Raw genomic sequence first — 9568 nt, 5'->3', positions numbered from 1 at the left:
AACCCCGGTGCCGAAGCACCGGGGTTTCGTATCGAGGGTTACTCGCTCTTGTCGTCGTGAGGGCGGTTGCGCTCCTCGAGGCCCTTCGGAGCGGGAAGCTCGACCTCGGTGCGCTCACCGATCGCCATGGGCGGGCGGCCGTCTTCATCGGCACGGGCGTTCGCGCCGGCGATCTCGTCGGCTTCCTCGTGCGCGATGTGGTCGAGCTCGTGGTGCTGGTGAGCGACAGCCGCGTCGAGCTCGGCCTGCGTCAGCGGCGCGAGGCGGTCCTCGAAGAACCAGCGCGACACCGACGCACGAAGGTTCTCGTGCCAGGGGATCTGCCCGTTCGCGTTCGGGCGGACGACGAGGGGAGCGTACTCCTCGTTGTCGACCAGCTTCCAGCGCTCGAACTCGTCGACGGGCTGGTGCACCTCGATGTACTCGCCACCGGGGAGGCGCACGATGCGTCCGGACTCGTAGCCGTGCAGTGCGATCTCGCGGTCCTTCTTCTGCAGCGCGATGCAGATGCGCTTGGTGACGAAGTAGGCGAGGATCGGGCCCACGATCAGCAGGGCCTGCAGGACGTGGATGACACCTTCCATCGTGAGGTGGAAGTGCGTGGCGATGATGTCCGACGACGCCGCCGCCCACATGACCGCGTAGAACGTCACACCCGCCGCACCGATGGCGGTGCGGGTCGCCGCGTTGCGCGGACGCTGTGCGATGTGGTGCTCACGCTTGTCGCCGGTGACCCACGCCTCGATGAAGGGGTAGATCAGCACGAGGACGATGAACAGGCCCAGCACGCCGACGGGGATGATGATGTTCCACGAGAACGTGTGATCGAACAGCACGAACTCGAGGTGCGGCGGGATGAGGCGAAGCATGCCGTCAGCGAAGCCGATGTACCAGTCGGGCTGGGTTCCGGCCGACACCGGCGACGGGTCGTACGGTCCGTAGTTCCAGATCGGGTTGATCGTCACGAGCGCGGCGATCAAGACGATCACACCGAACGTGATGAAGAAGAAGCCACCCATCTTGGACGCGTAGACGGGGAGGATCGGGTAGCCGACAACGTTGCTGTTCGTGCGGGCGGGGCCGGCGAACTGCGTGTGCTTGTTGATGATCATCAACATGAGGTGCACGGCCAGCAGCGCGACCAGGATGGCCGGCAGCAGCAGGATGTGCAGCGTGTACAGACGGCCCACGATCGCGGTGCCGGGGAACTCCCCGCCGAACAGCAGGAACGAGGTCCACGTGCCGATGATCGGCAGTCCCTTGATCATGCCGTCGATGATGCGGAGGCCGTTGCCCGAGAGCAGGTCGTCAGGGAGCGAGTAGCCGGTGAAGCCCTCGGCCATCGCCAGGATGAAGAGGATGAAGCCGACGACCCAGTTGAGCTCGCGCGGCTTGCGGAACGCACCGGTGAAGAACACGCGCAGCATGTGCACGCCGATACCGGCCACGAACACCAGGGCGGCCCAGTGGTGGATCTGACGGACGAGCAGTCCACCGCGGAGGTCGAACGAGATGTGCAGCGCCGATTCCATGGCCGCCGACATCGCGATGCCGCGCATGGGCTCGTAGGCGCCGTTGTAGTGCGTCTCGACCATCGACGCCTGGAAGAAGAACGTCAGGAACGTGCCGGACAGCAGCACGACCACGAAGCTCCACAGCGCGATCTCACCCAGCATGAACGACCAGTGGTCGGGGAAGATCTTGCGACCCATCTCTTTGACGATGCCCGAGATGCTCGTGCGCTCGTCGAGATAGTTCGCGGCGGCACCGACGAAGCGTCCGCCCAGGGGCTTGCCGTCGCGGCCGGCGGTCGCCGGGGCACCTGCGTGCACCGCGGGCGCGGAGGTGACGTTCTCGGTGGGATGGGTACCGGTGCTCATGAGCGCTCCCAGAAGCTGGGGCCGACGGGCTCGTGGAAGTCACTCTGCGCGACGAGGTAGCCCTCGGCGTCGACGGAGATGGGGAGCTGCGGCAGGGGACGGGCGGCCGGGCCGAAGATGACGGCCGCGCCATTGGCGACGTCGAACTGCGACTGGTGGCAGGGGCACAGGAGGTGGTGGGTCTGCTGCTCGTACAGCGCCACGGGGCAGCCGACGTGCGTGCAGACCTTGGAGTACGCGACGATGCCGTCGTACGACCAGTCCATGTTGTTGCTGTCGGGGTTCAGCTGCTCGGGCTGCAGACGCATCAGCAGCACGATCGCCTTGGCCTTCTCTTCGAGGTAGCCCTCGTCGTGGCCGAGGCTGGCGAGCTCTTCCGGGATGACGTGGAAGGCGGAGCCGATGGTGACGTCGGCCGCACGGATCGGACGACCGGACGGGTCGTGCGACAGGCGGGAGCCCTCTTTCCACATGGTGTGGCTGAGGAGCTTCACGGGGTCCTGATCCTGGGGAGCAAGGCCGCGGAACAGCGTGATGCCGGGAATGACGGAGGCGGCGAGAGCGGCGAACAGCGAGTTGCGGATGATCTCGCGACGGCCGAAGCCGGACTCCTTGTCGCCCTCGACGAACACGTTGATGGCGGCTTCGCGCACCTCGTCGCGCCCACGGGTGGCGTGGCGGTCCTCGATGTACTCCTTGTCGGACATGACCGACTTGGACCAGTGGATGGCGCCGATACCGATCGAGAGCAGCGCGAAGGCGATGCCCAGACCGATGAAGAGATTGTTGTAGCGGATGTCGATCAACGCGCCCGACTCGATCGGGAAGATCATGTAGGCGATGCTCGCCCAGATGCTCGCCGCGACCGAGAAGTAGAACAGGGTGTAGACCGTGCGAACCGCACGCTTCATCGCCTGCGGGTCCTGATCGGTCATGCGCTGACGGTGCCCCGGGAGGCCGGGGTTCTGAACGGCGTCGGGAACCGCGACGGCGAGCCCCGAGCCGGGCTTCCAGGAATCCCTCTCGTGCTCGAGTGCGTCGTCCTCGTGTGCCATGGTGCTCCTCGTGCGTTTACGTAATGTCGAGAACGACGGTCAGTTGGACTTCGCCGTGATCCACACGGTGAGGGCGATCAACGCCCCGATACCGAAGATCCAGATGAACAGACCCTCCGAGACCGGACCCAACGACCCGAGGGCGTAACCGCCGGGGGATTCGGACTTCTGGAGGTACATCAGGTACGAGATGACGTCGCGCTTGTCTTCGGGGGTGAGGTTCAGGTCGTTGAAGACCGGCATGTTCTGCGGGCCGGTGACCATCGCGGCGTACATGTTGACCGGGCTGACGGTGTGCAGGTCGGGGGCCCACTTGCCCTCGGTGAGCGCGCCACCGGCGCCGGCGACGTTGTGGCACATCGCGCAGTTGATGCGGAACAGCTCGGCACCGTGCGACAGGTCGCCCTCACCGTCGACCAGCTCGTCGGTGGGGTACGTCGGGCCGGGGGCCGACGACTGCACGTACGCGGCGATCGCGTTGATCTGCTCGTCGGTGAACTGCACCGGCTTCACGGGAGCCTGGGGACCCTGCGCCTGCAGGGGCATGCGGCCGGTGGACACCTGGAAGTGCACCGACAGCTCACCGACGCCGAACAGCGACGGGCCCTGCTGGCTGCCCTGCAGGTCGAGGCCGTGGCAGGTGGCGCAGTTGGCCTGGAAGAGCTTCTGGCCCTCTTCGACCGCCGTCGCCGAGTTCGCTTCGCTCGTGGGGGTGGCGTTGGTCGCCGCCATCGCGGCCGATGCGCCGGCGTAGACGCCTCCGGTGAGGAGGAGTCCGATGCCGATCAGTGCAGCGGCGGCCAGGGGACTACGGCGTCCGGACGCCCGACGAGTCTTCTTCTCGCGTGCCATGTGAAGTGCAGCTCTCTTACTTGAGGAAGTAGATGACGAAGAACAGGGCGATCCAGACGACGTCGACGAAGTGCCAGTAGTACGACACGACGATCGAGGTGGTCATCTCTTTGCGGCCGAAGTTCTTCACGGCGTAGGCGCGACCGATCACGAGCAGGAAGGCGATGAGGCCACCCGTCACGTGCAGGGCGTGGAAGCCGGTGGTGAAGTAGAAGGCCGAGGCGTAGGGGTTGGCGCTGATGGGCATGCCCTCGGCGACCAGCGTCGCGTACTCCCACACCTGACCCGACACGAATACCGCGCCGAGGATGAAGGTGAGGTAGAACCACTCCACCATTCCCCACTTCAGGATGCCGGTGGCCTTGCCGGTGCGGTACGGCTGGTACCGCTCCGCGGCGAAGACGCCCATCTGGCACGTGACCGAGGACAACACGAGGATGATCGTGTTGACGGTCGCGAAGGGGACGTTGAGCAGCTGCGTCTCTTCGGCCCACAGGGGCGCGGAGGTGCTGCGCAGGGTGAAGTAGATCGCGAACAGGCCGGCGAAGAACATGACCTCGCTGCCCAGCCACACGATGGTGCCCACCGCGACCGGGTCGGGCCGCTTCACGGCACGCACGGCCTGGGAATACGTCGCTGAGGTCGTCACCGTTCCATTATGCGCGATGACGGAGCCCGATATTCCCATCCTCAACTTGAGATATTCCATCGTCGAGACTTAGGGAAGCCTCAGAATCTGCAAGGAATCCCCGGTACGGCGTGGGTTCCATCAGACGCGCGGACCGCGCGGATCGGCGACACGCGTGTGGAAGGATCATGGCATGGCGGAACGTTTCACCTGGCCCGATCTGCTCTCGGCGCTGCTGGCCGGTAACGACCTCAGCGTGTCCGAGTCGACGTGGGCCATGCGCAAGGTCATGGCGGGCGAGGCGACGCCCTCGCAGCTGGGCGGATTCCTGATGGCCCTGCGGGCCAAGGGCGAGACGGTCGAAGAGATCGTCGGCTTCCGCGACGCGATCCTCGAGGCGGCCGTGCCGCTTCCCGTGCGCGCCGAGGTGCTCGACATCGTGGGCACCGGTGGCGACAGGTACGGCACCGTGAACGTGTCGACCATGGCGGCGGTGGTGGCGGCGGCGTCGGGAGTCCCCGTGGTCAAGCACGGCAACCGGGCGGCGAGCTCGGCATCCGGATCCTCCGACGTGCTCTCGTCGCTGGGCGTCGCGCTGACGCTGACTCCGGAGCAGGTCGCCGAGACGCTCGAGCGCACCGGCATCACCTTCGCCTTCGCCTCGGCGTTCCACCCGGGGTTCCGCCACGCGGCTTCGACGCGCGCGGAGCTGGGCGTTCCCACCGTCTTCAACTTCCTCGGGCCGCTGTGCAACCCGGCGCGCGCCGAGGCGAACGCCGTCGGTGTCGCGCACCTCGATCGCGTTCCCCTCATCACCGGCGTGTTCCGTACCCGCGGCGCGACGGCGCTCGTGTTCCGCGGCGACGACGGCCTCGACGAACTGACCACGACCGGCCACAGTCGCGTCTGGGAGATCAGTCGCGGCGACGTGCACGAGCACGATCTCGATCCCCGGGATCTCGGCATCCCCCTCGCCGAGATCGACGACCTTCTCGGTGGTTCCCCCGATCACAACGCCGAGGTGGTGCGGCGCGTGCTGGGAGGCGAGACCGGTCCGGTGCGCGACATCGTGCTGCTCAACGCCGCCGCGGGTCTGGTGTCGTACCGACTGTTCCAGGATGCCGCCGAGGTGCAGCGTCCGATCATCGAACGCCTCGCCGAGGCGATGGCCGACGCCGCCGCCGCCGTCGACGACGGCCGTGCCGCAGCCAAGCTCACCGACTGGGTGGACACCACGAAGGCTCTGGCGGAGTAGGCCATCGTGCACCCGCTCGACGCGCTCACCGAGATCGCCTATCTGCTCGAGCGGGAACGGTCGTCGCGATACAAGTCGAAGGCGTTCCGCACCGCCGCGGCCGCGATCGAGGGGCTGAGCGACGACGAGTTGCGCGACCCGGGTCTTCGGCGACGCGCGGGGATCGGCGAGTCGACCTTCGCGGTGATCCAGCAGGCGCTGGCGGGCGGTGTCCCGGAACGACTGGCGGCCCTGCGGGCCGAGAACGCGCCGGTGGGCGGTGCGGACGTGCGGGCGAAGCTGCGCGGCGACCTGCACAGCCACAGCGAATGGTCGGACGGGCTCACCCCGATCGAGGCGATGGTCGAGGCCGCGCGGGGGCTGGGTCACGAGTACCTGGCTCTCACCGACCATTCGCCGCGCCTCACCGTGGCCAATGGCCTCTCGCCCGAGCGTCTGCGGGCGCAGATGGAGATCGTCCGGGGGCACCGCGGTGACGGTTTCACGCTGCTCACCGGGATCGAAGTCGACATCCTCGACGAGGGCGACCTCGACCAGGAAGACGCGTTGCTGCACGAGCTCGACGTGGTGGTGGCATCCGCTCATTCGAAGCTGCGCATGGAACGCGCTCCGATGACACGACGGTTGGTCGCCGCGGCGGGGGACCCGCGGGTCGACGTGCTGGGGCACGTCACCGGGCGGCTCGTCGAGGGGGCGCGGGGGACGCGTCCGCCGTCGGACTTCGATGCCGAGGCGGTCTTCGCGGCATGCGCGGCCTCGGGGGTGGCGGTCGAGATCAATTCCCGTCCGGAGCGTCAGGACCCGCCCGACGAGCTGCTGGCCCTGGCGATCGAGGCGGGGTGCCTCTTCTCGATCGACTCCGACGCGCACGCGCCCGGGCAGCTGTCGCTGCTGGACTACGGAGCCGCACGAGCGGAGGCGGCGAAGGTGCCCGTCGATCGCATCGTCACGACGTGGCCCCTCGATCGCCTGCGGGAGTGGCTGGAACGCTCCCGTTGAGACTCAGCGGTCGAGCGCGGTCAGCGCGCGGGTCATCGAGGATCCCAGGTTCCACCTCTCGGCCAGTGCGTGAGCGGCGGGCTCGTCCGCGGCGCCCAGGTGATCGTCGAACGGCGCGAAGGTGAGGTCACGGGCGACGCGGACCACGGCGGGCGCGACGTCGAGGTAGTCGGCGGCGGCGGCGATCTTCGCGCGCTGGCTCGGGGTACCCGCGGAACCGTCGGCGACCGCCGCCCGGATGCCGTCGAGCGAGCCGTGGGCGGTGAGCAGCGACGCCGCCGACTTCTCGCCGATGCCCGAGACACCGGGCAGGCCGTCGGAGGGATCGCCGCGCAGCACCGCGAAGTCGGCGTACTGCGCGGCGTGCACGCCGTACCTGCCGAGCACGGCCGCGTCGTCGACGATCTCGAGGTTGCTCATGCCGCGGGCCGTGTAGACGATACGCACGCCGCGCTCATCGTCGATCAGCTGGAACAGGTCACGGTCGCCCGTGACGATGTCGACGGGGACGTCGGCGTGGGTCGCGAGGGCGCCGATCACGTCGTCGGCCTCGTGTTCGGCCGCGCCGACGACGGGGATGCCGAGCACGGCGAGAGCCTTACGGATGAGCGGGATCTGGGCCTCGAGCGGATCGGGGACCTCTTCGACGTCGGCGCCGACGGGAACGGCCTCGACGACGCGGTGGGCCTTGTAGCTCGGGATCAGGTCGACGCGCCACGCCGGGCGCCAATCGTCGTCCCAGCAGGCGACGAGACGCGTGGGTTCGTAGGTGGAGACGAGCTTCGCGATCATGTCGAGCAGGCCCCGCACGGCGTTCACCGAGGTGCCGTCGGCCGCCGTGACCTTGTCGGGAACGCCGTAGAAGGCGCGGAAGTACAGCGACGCGGTGTCGAGGAGCATAATGCGGTCGGTCACGGGAGTCATCCTGGCACGGGGGCACGGCCTCCGTCCTAGGCTGTCGGGATGTCCTTCGGCTCGGCATCCCGTCGTCCTCCTGCGGCGGCACCCTGCCCGTGCGGCGGTGGGATCTTCGCCACGTGCTGCGCGCCGATCCTCGACGGGGGAGCGGCGCCGAGCGCGGAGCGGCTCATGCGTTCGCGCTACACCGCCTTCGCCGTGGGTGACACGACGCACCTGGTGCGGTCGTGGCATCCGCGGACCCGCCCCGACGAGGTCGTCGCCGACGACGGCACCGAGTGGACGGCCCTCGAGGTGGTGGAGGCGAGGGAAGACGGGGATGCCGCGATCGTGGAGTTCCGTGCCCGGTACAGCTACGGCGGGCGGGCGGGCGAGCTGCACGAACGCAGCCGCTTCGTCCGCCGCGGGGGCCGCTGGGTCTACGTGGACGGAGACGTCGAGTAAGGGCGTCAACCCCGCCCGCGGCTGTCGGTGGTGCGGCGTACGGTCGATCACGAACGACGATCGACAACGCGGGAGGACAACGACATGGAACGCATCGTGATCATCGGGGGCCACGGAAAGGTGGCCCTGCATCTCGCTCGGCTGCTGGCCGAGCGCGGAGACGAGGCCACCTCGGTCATCCGCAACCCCGACCAGGCGGCAGACATCGAGCAGGCCGGCGCGACGCCGCTCGTGCTCGACGTCGAGAACGCCGACACCGATGAGATGGCCGAGGCCTTCTCGGGCGCCGACGCCGTGATCTGGTCCGCGGGAGCGGGCGGAGGCAGCGCGGAGCGCACCTACGCCGTCGACCGCGACGCTGCGCAGCGCGCCGTCGACGCCGCATCTCGCGCGGGCGTGCGCCGGTTCGTCATGGTGTCGTGGATCGGATCGACCCCCGACCACGGCATCGACCCCGACGACGCGTTCTACGCGTACGCCGACGCCAAGCTCGCCGCCGACGACCACCTGCGCGCGAGCGACCTCGACTGGACGATCCTGGGCCCCGGCACCCTGACCGACGACCCCGCCTCGGGACGCATCACGACCGCGCCGCAGGGCAAGGCCGAGGTCGGCCGCGCCGATGTCGCCGCCGTCGCCGCGGCGGCGCTCGTGCAGCCCGCCACCATCGGCCGCTTCATCCGGTTCGGCGGGGGAGAAACCCTCATCGCCGAAGCCCTGGCCGACGGATCGAACAACGAAGGGGGCGTGCACGCATGAGCGCTCTCAGCGACAAGGCACAGTCGTTCGCGCGGTTGCACACCGCCCCCGAGATCTTGCGGGTCGTGAACATCTGGGACGTGGTCTCGGCCCGGGCGATCGCCGCCCTGCCCGAGACGAAGGCCCTCGCGACGGCCGGTCACTCGATCGCCGCGACCTTCGGCTACGAAGACGGCGAGAACATCCCCGTCGAGCTCATGCTCGACATGGTCGGTCGCATCGTCGCCGCCGTCGATGTGCCGGTCACGGCCGACCTCGACTCCGGCTTCGGCAACCCCGGTGAGACGACCCGCCGCGCCATCGGCGTGGGTGTGGTCGGCGCCAACGTCGAAGACAAGGTGAAGCCGCTGGCCGACGCGGTCGCCGCGGTCGAGGCCGTCATCGCTGCGGGTGAGGCCGAGGGCGTGCCGTTCGTGCTCAACGCCCGCACCGACGTGTTCCTCAAGGGCGCCGACCGTCCGCTCGACGAAAAGGTGGCGGATGCCATCGAGCGTGGCCGCGCCTTCCTCGCTGCCGGGGCGACCTCGGTGTTCGTGCCCGGACTGCTGGATGCCGAGACCACCCGGCGCCTGGTCGAGGGTCTGGGGGAGCGCACGCTCAGCGTCATCGGCGTGCCGGGCGCGCTCACCGCGGCCGAATACGAGGCGCTCGGCGTCGCCCGCATCTCGTACGGTCCGCAGACCCAGCGCGTCGCCCTGACCGCCCTGCAGGATCTGGCGATCGACCTCTACGGCGACGGCGTCATCCCCTCCTCGGTGCGCGCACTGAACTGACGACG

General features: G+C 68.7%; 11 protein-coding genes. 5 read left to right on the top strand and 6 right to left on the bottom strand.

Annotation, left to right across the window (positions count from 1 at the left end):
- Nucleotides 1–38: 38 nt before the first annotated feature.
- Genes BJP65_RS02585 through BJP65_RS02570 form a run of 4 tightly spaced genes read right to left on the bottom strand, consistent with a single transcriptional unit; the run spans nucleotide 39 to nucleotide 4475 of the window.
- The gene (locus tag BJP65_RS02585) at nucleotides 39–1880 is read right to left on the bottom strand and encodes a cytochrome bc complex cytochrome b subunit (RefSeq protein WP_070408115.1); all 1842 of its coding nucleotides are present in this window, start codon (nucleotides 1878–1880) and stop codon (nucleotides 39–41) included.
- Nucleotides 1877–2935 carry a ubiquinol-cytochrome c reductase iron-sulfur subunit gene (locus tag BJP65_RS02580; protein WP_070408114.1) on the bottom strand — a complete coding sequence of 353 codons (1059 nt, stop codon included), beginning with the start codon at nucleotides 2933–2935 and terminating at the stop codon, nucleotides 1877–1879. Before BJP65_RS02580 ends, BJP65_RS02585 begins: the two co-directional genes overlap by 4 nt.
- A gap of 39 nt (nucleotides 2936–2974) precedes the next feature.
- The gene (locus tag BJP65_RS02575) at nucleotides 2975–3787 is read right to left on the bottom strand and encodes a c-type cytochrome (protein ID WP_055835609.1); all 813 of its coding nucleotides are present in this window, start codon (nucleotides 3785–3787) and stop codon (nucleotides 2975–2977) included.
- A 16-nt stretch (nucleotides 3788–3803) separates the two neighbouring features.
- The gene (locus tag BJP65_RS02570; protein WP_070408113.1) at nucleotides 3804–4475 is read right to left on the bottom strand and encodes a heme-copper oxidase subunit III; all 672 of its coding nucleotides are present in this window, start codon (nucleotides 4473–4475) and stop codon (nucleotides 3804–3806) included.
- 133 nt (nucleotides 4476–4608) lie between these two features.
- On the opposite strand from BJP65_RS02570, the gene trpD reads away from it, so the two are divergent.
- Nucleotides 4609–5670 carry an anthranilate phosphoribosyltransferase gene (trpD, locus tag BJP65_RS02565; RefSeq protein WP_055835617.1) on the top strand — a complete coding sequence of 354 codons (1062 nt, stop codon included), beginning with the start codon at nucleotides 4609–4611 and terminating at the stop codon, nucleotides 5668–5670.
- A 6-nt stretch (nucleotides 5671–5676) separates the two neighbouring features.
- A complete protein-coding gene (locus tag BJP65_RS02560; protein ID WP_070408112.1) occupies nucleotides 5677–6669 on the top strand; it encodes a PHP domain-containing protein in 993 nt (330 codons plus the stop codon).
- Nucleotides 6670–6672: 3 nt separating this feature from the next.
- Here BJP65_RS02560 and BJP65_RS02555 read toward each other — a convergent pair whose 3' ends face one another.
- Nucleotides 6673–7584, bottom strand: a complete 912-nt coding sequence (locus BJP65_RS02555) for a 5'-3' exonuclease (RefSeq protein WP_070408111.1) — start codon at nucleotides 7582–7584, stop codon at nucleotides 6673–6675.
- Nucleotides 7585–7619: 35 nt separating this feature from the next.
- The gene (locus tag BJP65_RS16920; protein ID WP_258027555.1) at nucleotides 7620–7760 is read right to left on the bottom strand and encodes a hypothetical protein; all 141 of its coding nucleotides are present in this window, start codon (nucleotides 7758–7760) and stop codon (nucleotides 7620–7622) included.
- On the opposite strand from BJP65_RS16920, the gene BJP65_RS02550 reads away from it, so the two are divergent.
- The 3 genes from BJP65_RS02550 (at nucleotide 7759) to BJP65_RS02540 (ending at nucleotide 9563) form a co-directional block, all read left to right on the top strand.
- On the top strand, nucleotides 7759–8031 hold the full coding sequence (locus BJP65_RS02550; protein ID WP_308447290.1) for a YchJ family metal-binding protein: 273 nt from the start codon (nucleotides 7759–7761) through the stop codon (nucleotides 8029–8031). The two genes, BJP65_RS16920 and BJP65_RS02550, sit on opposite strands and share 2 nt — an antisense overlap.
- A gap of 84 nt (nucleotides 8032–8115) precedes the next feature.
- A complete protein-coding gene (locus BJP65_RS02545) occupies nucleotides 8116–8790 on the top strand; it encodes an SDR family oxidoreductase (RefSeq protein ID WP_070408109.1) in 675 nt (224 codons plus the stop codon).
- Complete coding sequence (locus tag BJP65_RS02540; protein ID WP_070408108.1) at nucleotides 8787–9563, top strand: isocitrate lyase/phosphoenolpyruvate mutase family protein; 777 nt, start codon at nucleotides 8787–8789, stop codon at nucleotides 9561–9563. Before BJP65_RS02545 ends, BJP65_RS02540 begins: the two co-directional genes overlap by 4 nt.
- Nucleotides 9564–9568: the final 5 nt, after the last annotated feature.

This window comes from Microbacterium sp. BH-3-3-3 (genome assembly GCF_001792815.1).
Lineage (GTDB): Bacteria > Actinomycetota > Actinomycetes > Actinomycetales > Microbacteriaceae > Microbacterium.
The sequence above is the reverse complement of the archived record's forward strand: the minus strand, read 5'-3'. Positions and strand labels throughout refer to the sequence as shown.

Bases quoted from the DNA above. Each gene is read 5' to 3' on its own strand.
- BJP65_RS02585 (WP_070408115.1), bottom strand. From the start codon at position 1,880: ATGAGCACCGGTACCCATCCCACCGAGAACGTCACCTCCGCGCCCGCG.
- BJP65_RS02580 (WP_070408114.1), bottom strand. From the start codon at position 2,935: ATGGCACACGAGGACGACGCACTCGAGCACGAGAGGGATTCCTGGAAG.
- BJP65_RS02575 (WP_055835609.1), bottom strand. From the start codon at position 3,787: ATGGCACGCGAGAAGAAGACTCGTCGGGCGTCCGGACGCCGTAGTCCC.
- BJP65_RS02570 (WP_070408113.1), bottom strand. From the start codon at position 4,475: ATGGGAATATCGGGCTCCGTCATCGCGCATAATGGAACGGTGACGACC.
- trpD (WP_055835617.1), top strand. From the start codon at position 4,609: ATGGCGGAACGTTTCACCTGGCCCGATCTGCTCTCGGCGCTGCTGGCC.
- BJP65_RS02550 (WP_308447290.1), top strand. From the start codon at position 7,759: ATGCGTTCGCGCTACACCGCCTTCGCCGTGGGTGACACGACGCACCTG.
- BJP65_RS16920 (WP_258027555.1), bottom strand. From the start codon at position 7,760: ATGAGCCGCTCCGCGCTCGGCGCCGCTCCCCCGTCGAGGATCGGCGCG.
- BJP65_RS02545 (WP_070408109.1), top strand. From the start codon at position 8,116: ATGGAACGCATCGTGATCATCGGGGGCCACGGAAAGGTGGCCCTGCAT.
- BJP65_RS02540 (WP_070408108.1), top strand. From the start codon at position 8,787: ATGAGCGCTCTCAGCGACAAGGCACAGTCGTTCGCGCGGTTGCACACC.